The sequence below is a fragment of the Agrobacterium sp. MA01 genome (assembly GCF_009650195.1).
Taxonomy (GTDB): Bacteria; Pseudomonadota; Alphaproteobacteria; order Rhizobiales; family Rhizobiaceae; genus Allorhizobium.
Genome location: NZ_CP045854.1, coordinates 1,420,175 through 1,436,246, shown reverse-complemented (window position 1 = coordinate 1,436,246; position 16,072 = coordinate 1,420,175). Strand labels below are relative to the sequence as shown.

Here is a 16,072-nt window from a genome sequence, read left to right as displayed (position 1 = left end):
AGCACCCGGTGCCCCGCCTTTTTAATGTCCATTGACCGATCTGATCAGTCGATGTCGGAAACCTCAGATGCCTTGCCGCTGATGCGGTGGGCGAGAGCGGCTTCCATGAACTCGTTAAGCTCACCGTTCAGGACGCTATCCGGATCGGTGCTTTCGACGCCTGTGCGCAGGTCCTTGACCAGCTGGTAGGGTTGCAGAACGTAGGAGCGGATCTGGTGACCCCAGCCGATATCCGTCTTGGAGGCGGCTTCGGCATTGGCCAATTCTTCGCGCTTCTTCAGCTCGACCTCGTAAAGGCGGGCGCGCAGCATGTCCCAGGCCTTGGCCTTGTTCTTGTGCTGCGACCGTTCCTGCTGGCAGGCAACCGCGATGCCGGTCGGAATATGCGTGATGCGCACGGCCGAGTCGGTCGTGTTGACGTGCTGGCCGCCGGCACCCGACGAGCGGAAGGTATCGATGCGGCAATCGCTCTCGTTGATGTCGATCTGGATCGAATCGTCGACCACGGGATAAACCCAGATGGACGAAAACGAGGTGTGGCGACGGGCGTTCGAATCATAGGGCGAGATGCGGACCAGACGGTGCACGCCCGATTCGGTTTTCATCCAGCCATAGGCATTGTGGCCCTTGACCAGGATGGTCGCGGACTTGATGCCGGCCTCTTCGCCGTCATGCACTTCCAGCACTTCAACCTTGAAGCCCGAGCGCTCTGCCCAGCGGGTATACATGCGCAGAAGCATGTTCGCCCAGTCCTGGCTTTCCGTGCCTCCGGCGCCGGAATGGACTTCGATATAGGTGTCGTTGCCGTCGGCTTCTCCAGACAGCATGGCCTCGACCTGACGCCGTGCGGCTTCCGTCTTCAGGGCCTTCAGCTGGTCTTCGGCGTCCTTGACGACGCTTTCATCGCCCTCTTCCTCGCCCATCTCGATCAGCTCGATGTTGTCATTCATCGCCTGTTCGAGGCGCTTCACGCCAGCAATGCTGTCATCCAGCTGCTGGCGCTCGCGCATCAGCTTCTGCGCTTCCTGGGCATCGTTCCAGAGGTTCGGATCCTCGGCCTTGTTGTTCAACCAGTCCAGTCGTCTTATCGCCTGGTCCCAGTCAAAGATGCCTCCTCAGCAGGCTTATGGCCTGCTTGATTTCGTCGACGACATTCTCGATTTCATTACGCATGCGTTCGGTTCTCAACCTCTGAAACTGGTGAAAATCTGGTCTTCCGCATAGTTGCGCCCGGCCCTGATGTAAAGGGCCGGGTCGCGACTGATGGTCATATGAGGGTTAGAACAGGCCGCCGGAACCCGAGGTGACGGCCTGGTTGGCCTGCGGCGAGTCGCGCAGAATTTCTTCTGGCGGCGCGTAGCCGTCCATGCCGATGATCGACAGCGTGTCGGCCGGACCCGTGCCGGGCTTGAAGGCCTCGATGATCGTGTCCGGCTCGCCCTCATAGGCGAACATGCCAGTTGTCCTGTTGACCGGAATGAAGCTCATGCCGGCGGGCACGAAGAACTGGCCGGGTGGGGTGTCGGCCGTCGCCATCTGCATGAAGTCGTTGAAGACGGGGGCTGCGAGCGAACCACCGGTCGAGCCACGCCCCATGGGCGCCGGCTGATCGAAACCGATATAAACGCCGGCGACCAGATCGGGCGTATACCCGACGAACCAGGCATCTTTTTCGTCATTCGACGTACCGGTCTTGCCAGCAACGGGGCGGTCGAGCTTGATCTTGCCGCCTGCCGTACCGCGGGTCACAACACCTTCCATCATAGAGGTGATCTGGTACGCGGTCATCGGATCGAGAACCTGTTCGCGGTTGTCGACGACGACAGGCTCTTCCTGACCGGTGAAGCGCTCGGCGTTGCAGGCCTCGCAGATGCGGTCTTCATGACGGAAGATGGTCTTGCCGTGACGGTCCTGGATACGGTCGATCAGTGTCGGCTTGATCTGCTTGCCGCCATTGGCAAACACGGCGTAGGCGGAGACCATGCGCATGACGGTGGTTTCACCCGAGCCGAGCGACATGGCGAGCACCGGGTTCATCTTGTTGTAGATACCAAAGCGTTCGGCATATTCAGCGACGAGGTTCATGCCCATGTCGTTGGCGAGGCGCACCGTCATCAGGTTACGCGACTTCTCGATGCCGAGGCGCAGGGTCTGTGGGCCGGCCGATCCGCCGCCATAGTTCTGCGGACGCCAGACCTGGCCGCCGGAGACGAATTCGACGGGCGCATCCATGATGACCGACGCCGGGGTGTAACCGGTGTCGAGAGCGGCCGCGTAGACAAAGGGCTTGAAGGACGAACCCGGCTGACGCATCGCCTGTGTCGCGCGGTTGAATTCGGACTGGGCGTATGAGAAGCCACCGGCAAGTGCCAGCACGCGGCCCGTATGCGGATCCATGGCGACGAGACCGCCCTGCACCTTCGGCAACTGGCGGAGACGGTAGGCACTTGAACCCTCTTCCTTGGCCTCGACATAGACCACATCACCCGGATTGAGGACACCGACGGGCGACTTGGTCGACTTCCGATCGGCGCTCGCGGAGCGGAAGGCCCATTCCATGTCATCGGGTGCAATGCGGCCACGAACCCGCTCGGCGACGACCTGACCACCGCCTTCCTTGGCCGGCTGCAGGCCGATATCGACGCCATCGGCGGCGACGTCGAGCACGACGGCGACCTTCCATTCCGGCACGTCGGCAAGCCCGGAGATTTCGGCGAGCGGAACGCCCCAGTCGCCGTCCAGCGAAATGGTCTTAATCGGCTCACGGAAGCCGCGACGCTGATCGTAGGTCAAGAGGGCCGATTGCAAGGCCTTGCGGGCTGCGATCTGCATTTTCGGGTCGAGCGAGGTGCGGACCGAAAGGCCACCTTCGTAAAGTGCCTTGTCACCATATTTCTCGATGATCTGGCGGCGGACTTCCTCGGCGTAATAGTCGGACGCGAAGAGCGAGGAGCCGGTGCGACGCAGATTGACGCCGAGCGGTTCCTTCTTCGCCTCTTCGCCCTCTTCCCGGACAACGAAGCCATTTTCGACCATGCGGTCGATGACCCAGTTGCGGCGCTCAATCGCCGCCTCGGTGCGGCGGAAGGGATGGTAGTTGTTCGGCCCCTTCGGCAGGGCTGCGAGATAGGCGGTCTCGGCGATGGTGAGTTCAGTCACCGACTTGTCGAAATAGGTGAGCGCTGCGCCGGCGATGCCATAGGCGTTCAGGCCGAAGAAGATCTCGTTCAGATAGAGTTCGAGGATCTTGTCCTTCGAATAGGCCTGCTCGATGCGGAAGGAAAGGATCGCTTCCTTGATCTTGCGGTCCATGGTCTGGTCGGATGACAGAAGGAAGTTCTTTGCCACCTGCTGGGTGATCGTCGAAGCGCCCACCGGGCGACGGCCAGACCCGAGGTTCTGGACGTTCACCAGGATCGCGCGGCCGAGGCCGGTGATGTCGACGCCAGGATGGTTGTAGAAGTTCTTGTCTTCAGCGGAAAGGAACGCCGCCTTGACGCGGTCCGGGATCGCCTGGATCGGCAGGAACAGCCGGCGCTCGCGGGCATATTCGGCCACAAGCGCGCCGTTGCCGGCATGAATGCGGGTCGTTACCGGCGGCGAATAGCTGGCGAGAACCTCGTAGTCCGGCAGGTCCTTGGTCACACCTATCAGATAGACGGCAACGACCGCCGCGACGCCGAGCGCAAGCACGGACGCCAATCCGAAGAGATATCCAATCAGTCTGATCATGTTTCCGCTACCGGCTCTGCTTCAGGTTCGCGCGCCCCTTTTTAGAGCTTCGCATACCCTGTGGCGTTTTGCACGTCATGCGGTGGATGGCAAGACATGCGGACTTCACGCGTAAGGCCCCGCGATTCGAGATCGCTCACCTTTGCGTAACCTACATCGGAGTAACGGAGACAATGTGAGGAAAATAGGGCCGTTAGCGGCAGAAATCCGCCTCGACCACAGGTTCCCTCGGCGGATGTTGCCTAACCGCCATTGGCGAACTGCGGCTCGCGATAGCGCTTGATCGCCTCGACCAGAAGATCGGCCACCCTGTCGCGCCAGACCGGGTCGAGCAGGAGCTTTTCGTCTTCCTTGTTCGACAGGAATCCGAGCTCGAGAAGAATGGAGGGCACATCAGGCGCCTGCAGCACGCGGAAGCCAGCGTGGCGGTGGGGATTGTTGATCAGCGAGATCTGTCCCTCGAAGGATCCGACCACGGCCTGGGCCATGGCGATCGAGAAAGCCTGCGTCTCCCGGCGGGTCAGGTCAAGCAGGATATCCCCCACCTCCGCCTCGGTTTCCGTCGGCAGCTGCACCCCGCCGATGGTGTCGGAAAAGTTCTCGCGTTCCGCCAGCTGGGCCGCCATGTGGTCGGAGGCCTTGTCCGAAATTGTATAGACGGTGGCTCCCCGGATGTCCGCCTGGCGCAGCGTGTCGGCGTGCAGCGAGATCAGGAGATCCGCACCCTTCTGCCGCGCAATCAGCACGCGCTCGGAGAGCGACAGGAATTTGTCGGCGTCACGCGTCATCACGGCGCGGATGCCGGGCTGCCCCTTCAGCTTTTCATTCAAGATCTTGGCAAAGGCGAGCGTGATGTCCTTCTCTGCCGCCTTGGTGGACGCCCCTGTGGCGCCGGCATCGATCCCGCCATGGCCAGCGTCGATCGCAATGACGAATTCGTCGGTCGCGGCTGCCGCAACCGGCAGCGCGCTCGTGGACGAAGCTGCTTCTTGCGGTTCGCTCCAGGCCTGGCCCGACACAAGGGCTGCGAAGTCCTGGGCAGGAACCAGTTCGGCATCAAGCACCAGCCGATAGCCGCCTTCGGCCTCGTTCGGCATCACGGTGGCGGTTGCAAGCCGCGCGGGACGTGCCGCCGTCAGAACCAGACGGGCGGAGGCGGCATCCATCGAGCCATAGCGAATGTCACTGAACAGTCCGGTCGCCTTCAAGTCGTCTTCCGCGAAGGCAAAGGCCGTGGCCGGAAGGTCGACGACGATCCGGTCGGGGTTGGCGATGTAGCGGGTGGCGATCGTCGGTGCGCGATCGAAATCGAGAACGATGCGCGTCCGCGCCTCGTCACCAGCGATGCGCGCGCCATAGGCTACGAGACGCTCGACAGGCGCCTCAGCGGTTACGGCCTGGACCGTGCCGACAACAGGCGCAATCGGCGCCAGCCAGACGAGCGCCGCCAGACCGATTCGGGCCCAAAGCGCAGGTTTTCGCCCCGCCGGTACCGCCAATGCTCTTGTCAAATCCTGCCCCCGTCGCGGCAACGTCACAACTGTGATACAAATCACAAGCCGCACGCTTCGCCATTTTCTGCAATTGTCCGCCGCATGCCTCGTCCTGTCGGCCCGATGAGCGTCGAAATTGCGGTTCGCAACCGCTTTCACCCTCGGAATCACGCGCACAGAGGCAGTGTCTCTAATTCACTGCCATTATGGCATAAATCCGTTTGCTCTTGCTATTGTGACGTAGAAAACATACAAGGCACACGAGGGATAAAAGTGCAAACGGGATAGAATTCCGCCCACGGCTGCCAACCTCAGATAATGGAATTGGCGCCTGTTCAACCGGACATTCATCTGCCGTCGCCGCATTTTTTCCTGAAACTGGTTCAACACGCCGACAAGGTCGGCACATCATCGGTGGCTCTCCACCATCAGCTCTTCACCGAGCATTCATCGGGCCCCGTGGGGTTCATATCATTGTCGTTGACGTACGGTTTTTGATGTCTTTGCAACAGGTTTACATAACCAGGAACGGATCGGGATCAGAAAGTGTCCCGCTGTCCGTCCGTATGTTGCAAACCCGGTCCTCCGTGCGTCCACATCTATATCCGGCGCACAGTCCGCTAGGTTCCAGCCGCTTTAAAGTTCAGCGCGCGGGTGGACCACCGACCGAGGGCGCCGAGGAGCACAGCTTAAATGGCAGACAAAATGCTAATCGACGCGTCTCACGAAGAAGAGACGCGCGTTGTCGTCGTTCGCGGTAACCGTATTGAAGAATTCGACTTCGAATCCCAACACAAGAAGCAGATACGCGGCAACATCTATCTGGCGAAGGTAACGAGGGTCGAGCCCTCGCTGCAGGCCGCTTTCGTCGATTACGGCGGCAACCGTCACGGCTTCCTGGCTTTCGCCGAAATTCACCCCGACTACTATCAGATCCCCCTCGCCGACCGTCAGGCACTGCTTCGTGCGGAAGCCGAAGAGCACCGCAAGGAAAACGACGTCGAAGGCGATGAGGTCTTCAACGACCCCGCCCAGCAAGATCAGCCCGACATCGGCATCAACACCACCAACTCCGTCACCTCGGCGATCGTCGATGACGTGGCAGCCGAACTGGCGGCTGAGGCCGATGCAGATGTAGCCGCGACAGCCGTCGTCGAAGGCGAGAGCGAAGCCGCAGCCGAAGAGCCTGTGGCCAAGGCCAAGCCGAAGCGTGTCCGCAAGCCGCGTGCCAAGAAGGTCGCCGCAGAGGAGACCGCAGCCGAAGAAGGCAGCGAAAGTTCTGATGACGTCGAAGGCGGCACGATCGCTGCCATAGTCGACATGGACGAGATTTCCGAAGAAGCCGGCGGACGCCGTGGTGGCCGTCGCGACGATGATGACGGCGACGATGATGACGACGATCACATCGAGGAAAAGGAAGAAATCGAATCCGTTGGCGCTGAAGACGCCATGGAAGAGGTTCCGGATCGCGTCGTGCGCAAGCCGCGCAAGCAGTACCGCATCCAGGAAGTGATCAAGCGCCGGCAGATCCTGCTGGTGCAGGTTGCCAAGGAAGAACGCGGCAACAAGGGTGCAGCGCTCACGACCTATCTGTCGCTCGCCGGCCGTTACTCGGTCCTGATGCCGAACACGGCGCGCGGCGGCGGGATTTCCCGCAAGATCACCCAGCCGACCGACCGCAAGCGTCTGAAGGAAATCGCCCGCGGCCTCGAAGTGCCGCAGGGCATGGGCGTGATCCTGCGTACCGCAGGTGCCAACCGCACCAAGGTCGAGATCAAGCGCGACTTCGAATATCTGATGCGCCTGTGGGAGAACGTCCGCACGCTGACGCTCGCCTCGACCGCGCCATGCCTCGTCTATGAAGAAGGTTCGTTGATCAAGCGCTCGATCCGCGACCTCTACAACAAGGACATTTCCGAGATCATCGTCTCGGGCGAAGAAGGCTATCGTGAAGCGAAAGACTTCATGAAGATGCTGATGCCGAGCCATGCCAAGGTGGTTCAGCCGTATCGCGACCTGCATCCGATCTTTGCGCGCTCGGGTATCGAAGCCCAGCTCGACAAGATGCTGCAGCCGCAGGTGACGCTGAAGTCGGGCGGCTACATCATCATCAACCAGACGGAAGCGCTCGTCTCGATCGACGTCAACTCCGGTCGCTCTACTCGCGAATACTCGATTGAGGACACCGCCCTCCAGACGAACCTCGAAGCGGCTGAAGAAGTCGCCCGCCAGCTGCGTCTGCGCGACCTGGCCGGCCTGATCGTCATCGACTTCATCGACATGGAAGAAAAGCGCAACAACCGCGCTGTCGAGAAGAAGCTCAAGGACTGCCTGAAGAACGACCGCGCCCGCATTCAGGTCGGCCGCATCTCGCATTTCGGCCTTCTGGAAATGTCGCGCCAGCGTATCCGCGCTTCGGTTCTGGAATCGACCACGCAGGTCTGCCCGCATTGTGCCGGTACCGGCCTCATCCGCTCGCAGTCGTCCGTTGCCCTGCATGTTCTGCGCGGCATCGAGGAGTTTCTGCTGAAGGCGACGACGCACGACATCATCGTGCACACGACGCCGGAGACGGCACTGTACCTCCTCAACCAGAAGCGCGACACGATTGTCGACTATGAAGGCCGCTTCGGCGTTTCGATCGTTATCGACGGAGGCATGCCCGCCCAGCATGGCGGCTCGCAGCACTTCACCATCGAGCGCGGCGAAGCCGTCGAGAACCCGGTGAAGATCGAGAGCCTGTTGTCGCTCCTGCCCGAGATCGAGGAAGAGGACGACTACGTTCCGGAACCCGAGGACGAAGACGAGGAAGAAATCGTCGTCGCTGCCGCCAAGGTCGAGAGCGCACCGCAGCAGGCGCGCGCCGACAGCGAAGAAGGCAATCGCAAGCGCAAGCGTCGTCGTCGTCGCCGCGGCAAGAATGGCCAGAACGGCAACGGCACGCATGCGGACGGCCAGAATGGCGACAACGGCACCGACCTCGATGACGAGGATGGCGACGAGGGCGAGGACGATGCCGGCGAGAGCAATGGCGAAATCCGCGCAATCGAAGCCGAAGGTGACGGCAATGGTGACGACGCCCAGAAGCGCAAGCGCCGCCGTCGCGGCAAGCGCGGTGGCCGTCGCAATCGTCCGGGCGAAGAAGGCTCGATGGAAGCATCCGACGAGAACGACGACAATGGTGACGGCGATGACGCGGACGATGCGCCCGTCGAGGCCGCAGCCATCGAGACCGTAGAGGTCGTTGCGCCGGAGACTGCAGAGGTCGTCGAGGAGGCTGTTGCGGCCACAAAGCCGAAGCCGCGCCGCACGCGCAAGGCCAAGGTGAGCGCCGAACCCGAAGCTGTGGCTGAGGTGGCACCTGCCGCCGTTGTCGCCGCGCCGGTGGCACCTGTCGCCGAGACCGTCGTCCAAGAAGCACCGGTTGCCGCACCGGCTCCGGTCACTGCGCCGGCCCCTGCCCCGGCTTCCGAAGAGGCAAAGGCCGCCCGCGCCAATCGCGAATCCAACGTGGCGTCGTCCGAACCAGTCGTGACTTCGGTCAAGGCCACGGAAGACAGCACCGATGCCAAGCCCAAGAAGGGCGGCTGGTGGCAGAAGCGCGGTGGTTTCTTCTAAGACCTGCGCGGTTGTGATCGAATGCAAGAAGGGCCCTTCAAGGGGCCCTTTTTTTTATCTCCAGGATCTCGCCGGTCAGGCGCTGGGACGTGCGCGTTTCATCACTGATGTCAGACCACCGGCGAAGGAAGTGTCATAGGCGTGGGCATAGCCGCATTTCTCTGCCACGCGGATCGATGCAGCGTGTTCTGGCGCCAGGATACAGACGGTCTGGCCATGGGTACCATGAGCATCGATCCACGCATGGGCGGCCTGCATGGCTTCGGTTGCGAGACCGCGCCCGTGGCTTGCCGAGACGATCGCCCAGCCGGCTTCCGGCGCGGAGCCGAGCGGTGGATCCATGTCGCGGTGAAAATCGGCGAAGCCCGCTTCTCCGAGGTAAAGCCCCGTCTCACGGTCCTCGATTACCCAATAGCCGAAGCCGAGGGCATGCCAGTGGCCGATATAGCGCAGGAGCCGGGACCAGGTTTCGCTTGACGTCGAGGGGCGACCGGTGATGTGGCGGACGATGGCGTCGTCCTGCCACATGGCGAGCATCGCCTCGAAATCCCCGAGCCGGTGGGCGCGCAACCGCGTCCGGTCGGTGAGAATGTCAGGCGCGCTGACCAGCTGGCTGATCCGTTGCGATATCATGACCCCACCTCCCCATGCCTTTGATCCGGCGACTTCAGAAACTGATTCAGCTTGCTTTCAAACCGAGTCAGCAAAATTCCCGAAGCCCTTGATTGCGAATCTATTTCGCTCAATGCCTAAGCGCTTTTCGGCAGCCACTTCTCCAACCGAACGGTCGCCTCGACCATGTCGGCCATGGTGCCGGCATAGGACAGTCGCAGTGCCAAATGGCCATCGATCGGATCGAAATCACGGCCGGGTGTGACGGCCACATCGGTCTCGGCGAGAATGCGCTTCGCAAAGCCCATGCTGTCATTCGTAAAGCTGCTTGCATCGACATAGGCGTAGAAGGCGCCGTCCATCGGCGACAGCAGCGGCAGGCCAAGCGCCGGCAGTCGGGCCATCAGGAAGTCGCGGTTGGCCTGACAGGCGGCCTTGTAGTGCTCCAGCTCGTCGGTCGCGCTCAGGGCGGCAAGCGCTGCGATCTGCGAGAGTTCCGGGGCGGAGATGTAGAGGCTCTGGGCGACACATTCGACGGGACGCACCAGTTCCTCTGGCAGCACCATCCAGCCGATCCGCCAGCCGGTCATGCAATAGTATTTGGAGAAGGAATTGATGATGACGGCATCGTCGCCGATCTCCAGCGCGGTCGCCTCTTCTGCGCCATAGGTCAGGCCGTGATAGATCTCGTCGGAGATCAGCGTGATGCCCTCACCCTGGCAGTAGTCATAGACGGCCTTCAGCTGCGCCTTGGTCGTGACCGTGCCGGTCGGGTTGGCGGGGCTTGCGAGCAGCACGCCCTTGAGGCGAACGCCCGCTTCGGCCTGCGCAAGTTCCAGACTTTCCGGCGTCAGCGTGAAGCCGGTATCCGGACCAACGGCGACCTCGACCACTTTCAGGCCAAGCGCTGCCAGGATGCTGCGATAGGCGGGATAGCCGGGCCTGGCGATTGCCACGGCATCGCCGACATCGAAGAGCGAGAGGAAGGCAAGGTTGAAGCCCGCCGACGAGCCCGTGGTGACGACAATGCGGTTCCAGTCGACGGAGACATTGTGGCGACGCCGGTATTCCTCGGCGAGCGCCTGGCGAAGGCCGATCAGCCCAAGCGCATCGGTATAGCCGATACGGCCGCCTTCCAGCGCTTGGCGGGCGGCATGAAGCGCCGCCTGCGGTGCAGGATGGCCGGGTTGACCAACGGCCATGGAGATAACCGGGCGGCCCTCCTGGCGTCTGCGGGTAGCCTCAGCCAGGATGTCCATGGCGTGGAAGGGTTCGACGGCACTGCGCTTGGAAATGGAAATCAACGGATCGCTCCTCGGTCTGACGCCCGACATTTGCCGCAAAGCGCGTGGCATCACAATGGAGAGGCTGGACAAGGCAGTGCAAAAAAGCCATTCCGCTTGAAAGCATGAGCCTTTAGGCTCGATATCAGCCGGTGGCGACGAGCCGATATCGGCACGCCTGACGAATGAAGACGGCAAGGACGAGGAACAACATGGCCCTGAACTTCAAGATGATCGCCAGCGCAAGCGTGGCACTCCTTCCCGCCCTGATGCCGCTTCCGGCCGTGGCTCTCGACGAGGCACAGAAGAAGGAATTCGGCGAATTCATCCGCGAATACCTGATCGCGAACCCCGAGATCATGCTCGAAGTGCAGGATGCCCTGCAGAAGAAGCAGGAAGAGATCCGCTCGCAGCGCTCGGCCGAGGCCCTTTCGACCAATCAGGATGCGATCTTCAACTCGGCCTATGATCTGGCCATCGGCAATCCGCAAGGCGATGTCACCGTGGTCGAGTTCTTCGACTACAATTGTGGCTATTGCCGCCGCGCCCATGCCGACATGGAAGCCGTCATCGCCGAGGACAAGAATGTCCGCTACGTCCTGAAGGAATTCCCGATCCTTGGACCGGACTCGGAAGCCGCGCACAAGGTCTCGGATGCCGTGCGCAAGCTGTCGCCCGACAATTACGGTGCCTTCTTCCGCGCCATGATGACCCAGGACGGCCGGGCCTCGGAAGAGAGCGCCATTGCCATTGCCGGCGAACTCGGCATCGCCGAGGATGCCATCCGCGCCAAGATGGCCGAAAGCCCGAATTCCGCACAAGTGCAGGAAGCCTATAAGCTGGCGACCAGCCTTGGCATCACCGGCACGCCTTCTTACGTGATCGGCAATGAAACCGTTCCCGGCGCCGTTGGCAAGGAAGCGATCGTCGCCAAGGTCGGCAATGTCCGCGCCTGCGGGAAGGCCACCTGCTAAGGGGCGACCTGCTGAAGGCAAAACCACTCTTTTCCCCTCCCCGCGCCTGCCCAATACCCGGTTTTCCGGGGACGGTTTGGCGCGATCACGGCAAAGGGCTTTCCCTACAGGGGCTCTCGGTCTATAGGAGGCGGTTGAAAGTCGACGGAAGCGTAGATGAGCAAAACCATTTTCGTGCTGAACGGCCCCAATCTCAACATGCTGGGAAAGCGGGAACCGGGGATCTATGGCGGCAAGACGCTCGCCGATATCGAGGCAGACTGCAAGGCCGCCGGCGCCGAACTCGGGCTGACCATCGACTTCCGCCAGTCCAATCATGAGGGTGACCTCGTGAGCTGGTTGCACGAGGCAGGCGAGAAGTCGGTCGGCGTCGCAATCAATGCCGGAGCCTATACGCACACGTCGATTGCCCTGCATGACGCGATCAAGGCCGTATCCCCGCTTCCGGTGATCGAGGTGCATATTTCCAACGTGCATGCGCGCGAGGAATTCCGCCATAAATCGGTGATAGCGCCCGCGTGCAAGGGCGTGATCTGCGGCTTCGGACCTCATAGCTACATCCTGGCGCTTCAGGCGCTGAAAACCATCACGCAATAACAAGAATTACAGGACATCCACCCATGGCTGAAAAGAAATCGGGCATCGATCAGAAGCTGATCCGCGATCTCGCGAACATCCTCAACGACACCGATCTCACCGAGATCGAAGTGGAGCAGGACGACCTGCGCATCCGCGTTTCGCGCAACGGCACCCCTGTGATGATGCCGCAGCAGATGCAGGGCTATGCCTACCAGGCACCGGCCGCACCGGCTGCTGCTCCTGCCGCTGTCGCTGCACCCGCTGCCCCTGCCGCCCGTGACCTTTCCAACGCTGTCACCGCACCGATGGTCGGAACCGTTTACCTGTCGCCGGCCCCGGGCGCGCGCGCCTTCGTTGAAGTCGGCCAGATGGTCAAGGAAGGCCAGACGCTTCTCATCATCGAAGCCATGAAGACCATGAACCAGATCCCCTCGCCCAAGTCCGGCAAGGTCGTCGAGATCGTTATCGATGATGCAAGCCCGGTCGAATACGGCGAGCCTCTCGTGATCATCGAGTAAGCCGATGACAGCCATCTCGAAGATCCTCATCGCCAACCGCGGCGAAATTGCGTTGCGCGTTCTGCGCGCCTGCAAGGAGCTCGGCATTCAGACGGTGGCGGTTCACTCCACCGCCGACGCTGACGCCATGCATGTGCGGCTTGCCGACGAAAGCGTGTGCATCGGCCCGCCGCCGTCGCGCGACAGCTATCTCAACATCCACCAGATCGTGGCTGCCTGCGAGATCACCGGCGCTGACGCAGTGCATCCGGGCTACGGCTTCCTGTCTGAGAACGCCAAGTTCGCCGACATCCTCGACGCCCATGGCATCACCTTCATCGGACCGACGGCTGAACATATCCGCCTGATGGGCGACAAGATCACGGCAAAGAAGACCGCGGTCGAACTCGGCATTCCCGTCGTTCCCGGCTCGGACGGCGAAGTAAAGCCGGAAAACGCGCTGGAAATCGCCCGCGAAATCGGCTTCCCCGTGCTGATCAAGGCGACGGCCGGTGGCGGTGGTCGCGGCATGAAGGTGGCAAAGACCGAGGAAGAGCTGGAAGAGGCTGTTTCGACGGCGCGCTCCGAAGCGCTCGCGGCCTTCGGCAACGACGCCGTCTACATGGAAAAATACCTCGGCAAGCCGCGCCATATCGAGGTGCAGGTCGTCGGTGACGGTGCCGGCAACGCCATCCACCTCGGTGAACGCGACTGCTCTTTGCAGCGCCGCCACCAGAAGGTCTGGGAAGAAGCCAATTCTCCGGCCCTCAACGTCGAGCAGCGGATGAAGATCGGTTCGATCTGCGCCGAAGCCATGAAGAAGATGAAGTACCGGGGCGCCGGCACGATCGAATTCCTCTACGAAAACGGCGAGTTCTATTTCATCGAAATGAACACCCGCCTGCAGGTGGAGCATCCGATCACCGAAGCCATCACCGGCATCGACCTCGTGCATGAGCAGATCCGTGTCGCTTCCGGCGCCGGCCTCTCGGTCACGCAGGACCAGGTGGTGTTTTCGGGCCATGCCATCGAATGCCGCATCAATGCCGAGGATCCGCGCACCTTCGTGCCCTCGCCCGGCACGATCACGCATTTCCATGCACCAGGTGGCCTCGGCGTTCGCGTCGATTCCGGCGTCTATGCCGGCTACAAGATCCCGCCCTACTATGACAGCCTGATCGGCAAGCTGATCGTGCATGGACGCACCCGCGTCGAATGCATGATGCGTCTGCGCCGCGTGCTCGACGAGTTCGTCGTCGACGGCATCAAGACGACGCTGCCGCTGTTCCAGGATCTCGTGGCCAATCAGGACATCGCCAACGGCGACTACGACATCCACTGGCTGGAAAAATATCTGGCCGAAACTTCGGCCAAGTAAAAAATGGCTGGGCGACGCAGCAGGGACCGAAGCATCACTCCGGAGCTCCTGCTGCGCGCCTATTCCATCGGCATGTTCCCGATGTCGGAATCGGCCGATGACCCCGAACTCTTCTGGGTCGAGCCAGACATCCGCGGGATTATCCCGCTCGACGACTTCCACGTCTCGAAAAGCCTGCAAAAGGCGATCCGCAAAGCCCCCTTCGACATCCGCTTCGACACCGCCTTCGACCAGGTGGTGGCCAAATGCGCGGAAGCGGCAGACGACCGGCCGAGCACCTGGATCAACCAGACCATCCGCGACCTCTACAGCGCGCTGCACCGCCTCGGCCACGCCCATAGCGTCGAAGCCTGGGAGGGCGGCGAACTCGTCGGCGGCCTCTACGGCGTCACGCTCGGCTCCGCCTATTTCGGCGAGAGCATGTTCTCACGACGCACCAATGCCTCGAAGATCTGCCTCGTGCATCTGGTGGAGCGGTTAAGGGAGCGCGGGTTTACGCTGCTCGACACGCAGTTCACCACGGAGCATCTGAAGACGTTCGGGGCGGTGGATATTCCGAAGGCGGAGTATGGGGTGTTGCTGGACCGGGCGATGGAGAGCGAGACGGTTAGGTTTTAGAGGGTGGGGTTCTTGTCGAGGCGACATATCTCAGCGATTACTAGTAGCCCTTCTTGCCTAACTATTAATTGCATTCCGGATTTACGCGCTACGCTGTGTTACGAAAAACGTCTCCTTTGTAAAAACTGCGGTTACAGTCGTCGCCGAGGCACAACGAAAGAGTGGTTAGGGCATGCTTCCAAACGATCCGCTCGGACGAAGATGGCTTGACTTGTCTGGTGCCAATCCAAGCCTCGTCAGTCAATTTCGACCGGTAATGGTCTCCTTTTTGGGGTTCGATCTCAACAAAAACCCAAAACTCATGGGAACAGGCTTCATAATTGCCGGCAATGAAGCATTCTATGTGGTGGTCACGGCGAGACACGTCATCGATGGGCTTCAGTTGTTCCAGAGGCCGCTAAGACACGCTCCATCCGCTGTGCCCGGGCTTTTCATTCAGCCCAAAGTATCTCTCGATCCACGTCATCTAAAAGTCCTGCGCACTGATCAAGGCAGCGCGCGGCTCATGAACGTCGCATACGTGACCTATGCTGAAAACCTAGATGTTGCTCTATGCTTGATCACCCCCCAAGAAAGTGAAGAAGGCTTAGTACCTTATGCAGTTCCACTTGACTGCGGCACACCGTCGGTGGGTGATATAGTTCATCTTGTCTCATGCGGCGGCATGGATGTCTCGGAAACATCGCCACCTCTTGAACCAGATGGAAAAGGTCAGGCTCTGCGCATCGAAAGATCAGTCTGTATCAGGATGGGAACTGTAACTGCAGTTCACAAACACGGATACAATCAATATCGGTTCCCATGCTTCTCTACGTCCATTCCAGCCGAACACGGAATGAGCGGAGGCTTTGTTTACAAGCCTAGAGACGGAAAAATGGTTGCAGCGTGTGGCATAGTCTCGGCAGATTTGGACCTTACACACAGACCTAGGGTAGATTTCAGCAGCAAAGAAGAGTCAGTCATCTCATGCGCTTGGCCTCTGCTCGGCTTCAACCTTCCCGTCAGCATCTTGCCAGACGGGACCACGTCGAACGCGTTAATATTGGATCTAGTTAAGGCTGGAGACATGCCTACTTACGAAGATAGCGCTGATTTTTTCGAAATCGCGGATGCTGAAGATCATGGACTCCGGCTGCGGTGCAAGAGCTGAATCGAACTTCCTCCACTATCTGGCTCAACCCTCCGGCTGTATGCGAACGATCTCTGTTTAAGTGCGAAAAACTGCAATCAATAAGAGTTTTTTGCCTTCATCTCCCCCTTGAACCGGACCCAAGGTCATAGCCTAGAA

12 protein-coding genes are annotated in these 16,072 nt (G+C 60.8%); 7 read left to right on the top strand and 5 right to left on the bottom strand.

The annotated features are described in order from the left end of the window. Positions 1–44 precede the first annotated feature (44 nt). The 3 genes from prfB to GH983_RS06945 all read right to left on the bottom strand — a co-directional run bounded on the left by prfB (position 45) and on the right by GH983_RS06945 (position 5,243). A protein-coding gene (gene prfB, locus GH983_RS06955) for a peptide chain release factor 2 (RefSeq protein WP_171901550.1) occupies positions 45–1,173 on the bottom strand; the annotation gives its coding sequence in 2 pieces (ribosomal slippage) (positions 45–1,103 and positions 1,105–1,173; 1,128 coding nt in all). Positions 1,174–1,278: 105 nt separating this feature from the next. Next, a complete protein-coding gene (locus tag GH983_RS06950) occupies positions 1,279–3,732 on the bottom strand; it encodes a penicillin-binding protein 1A (RefSeq protein ID WP_054150695.1) in 2,454 nt (817 codons plus the stop codon). 242 nt (positions 3,733–3,974) lie between these two features. Continuing rightward, positions 3,975–5,243 carry an N-acetylmuramoyl-L-alanine amidase gene (locus GH983_RS06945; RefSeq protein ID WP_246727515.1) on the bottom strand — a complete coding sequence of 423 codons (1,269 nt, stop codon included), beginning with the start codon at positions 5,241–5,243 and terminating at the stop codon, positions 3,975–3,977. A 675-nt stretch (positions 5,244–5,918) separates the two neighbouring features. Between GH983_RS06945 and GH983_RS06940 the strand changes: the two genes are divergently transcribed. Then, positions 5,919–8,843, top strand: a complete 2,925-nt coding sequence (locus tag GH983_RS06940; RefSeq protein ID WP_153762014.1) for a ribonuclease E/G — start codon at positions 5,919–5,921, stop codon at positions 8,841–8,843. Between the two features lie 75 nt (positions 8,844–8,918). Here GH983_RS06940 and GH983_RS06935 read toward each other — a convergent pair whose 3' ends face one another. Both GH983_RS06935 and GH983_RS06930 read right to left on the bottom strand, forming a co-directional pair. Further along, the gene (locus tag GH983_RS06935) at positions 8,919–9,476 is read right to left on the bottom strand and encodes a GNAT family N-acetyltransferase (RefSeq protein ID WP_153762013.1); all 558 of its coding nucleotides are present in this window, start codon (positions 9,474–9,476) and stop codon (positions 8,919–8,921) included. Positions 9,477–9,592: 116 nt separating this feature from the next. After that, positions 9,593–10,759 (bottom strand): pyridoxal phosphate-dependent aminotransferase, encoded by a 1,167-nt coding sequence (locus GH983_RS06930; RefSeq protein WP_153762012.1) that lies wholly within the window; start codon positions 10,757–10,759, stop codon positions 9,593–9,595. Between the two features lie 191 nt (positions 10,760–10,950). On the opposite strand from GH983_RS06930, the gene GH983_RS06925 reads away from it, so the two are divergent. From GH983_RS06925 to GH983_RS06900, 6 genes are all read left to right on the top strand, one after another. After that, complete coding sequence (locus tag GH983_RS06925; RefSeq protein ID WP_153762011.1) at positions 10,951–11,712, top strand: DsbA family protein; 762 nt, start codon at positions 10,951–10,953, stop codon at positions 11,710–11,712. 156 nt (positions 11,713–11,868) lie between these two features. Beyond that, positions 11,869–12,309: a type II 3-dehydroquinate dehydratase gene (aroQ, locus tag GH983_RS06920; RefSeq protein ID WP_054150689.1), complete on the top strand. Its 441-nt coding sequence runs from the start codon at positions 11,869–11,871 to the stop codon at positions 12,307–12,309. A gap of 23 nt (positions 12,310–12,332) precedes the next feature. Beyond that, a complete protein-coding gene (gene accB / locus GH983_RS06915; protein WP_054150688.1) occupies positions 12,333–12,809 on the top strand; it encodes an acetyl-CoA carboxylase biotin carboxyl carrier protein in 477 nt (158 codons plus the stop codon). A 4-nt stretch (positions 12,810–12,813) separates the two neighbouring features. After that, positions 12,814–14,166: an acetyl-CoA carboxylase biotin carboxylase subunit gene (gene accC, locus GH983_RS06910; RefSeq protein WP_054150687.1), complete on the top strand. Its 1,353-nt coding sequence runs from the start codon at positions 12,814–12,816 to the stop codon at positions 14,164–14,166. Between the two features lie 3 nt (positions 14,167–14,169). Next, positions 14,170–14,784: a leucyl/phenylalanyl-tRNA--protein transferase gene (aat, locus tag GH983_RS06905; protein ID WP_153762010.1), complete on the top strand. Its 615-nt coding sequence runs from the start codon at positions 14,170–14,172 to the stop codon at positions 14,782–14,784. Positions 14,785–14,956: 172 nt separating this feature from the next. Next, on the top strand, positions 14,957–15,934 hold the full coding sequence (locus GH983_RS06900) for a trypsin-like peptidase domain-containing protein (protein WP_153762009.1): 978 nt from the start codon (positions 14,957–14,959) through the stop codon (positions 15,932–15,934). Positions 15,935–16,072 lie beyond the last annotated feature (138 nt).

Coding starts and splice junctions, on each gene's coding strand:
- GH983_RS06950 (WP_054150695.1), bottom strand. CDS start 3,732: ATGATCAGACTGATTGGATATCTCTTCGGATTGGCGTCCGTGCTTGCG.
- GH983_RS06940 (WP_153762014.1), top strand. CDS start 5,919: ATGGCAGACAAAATGCTAATCGACGCGTCTCACGAAGAAGAGACGCGC.
- GH983_RS06935 (WP_153762013.1), bottom strand. CDS start 9,476: ATGATATCGCAACGGATCAGCCAGCTGGTCAGCGCGCCTGACATTCTC.
- GH983_RS06925 (WP_153762011.1), top strand. CDS start 10,951: ATGGCCCTGAACTTCAAGATGATCGCCAGCGCAAGCGTGGCACTCCTT.
- aroQ (WP_054150689.1), top strand. CDS start 11,869: ATGAGCAAAACCATTTTCGTGCTGAACGGCCCCAATCTCAACATGCTG.
- accB (WP_054150688.1), top strand. CDS start 12,333: ATGGCTGAAAAGAAATCGGGCATCGATCAGAAGCTGATCCGCGATCTC.
- accC (WP_054150687.1), top strand. CDS start 12,814: ATGACAGCCATCTCGAAGATCCTCATCGCCAACCGCGGCGAAATTGCG.
- aat (WP_153762010.1), top strand. CDS start 14,170: ATGGCTGGGCGACGCAGCAGGGACCGAAGCATCACTCCGGAGCTCCTG.
- GH983_RS06900 (WP_153762009.1), top strand. CDS start 14,957: ATGCTTCCAAACGATCCGCTCGGACGAAGATGGCTTGACTTGTCTGGT.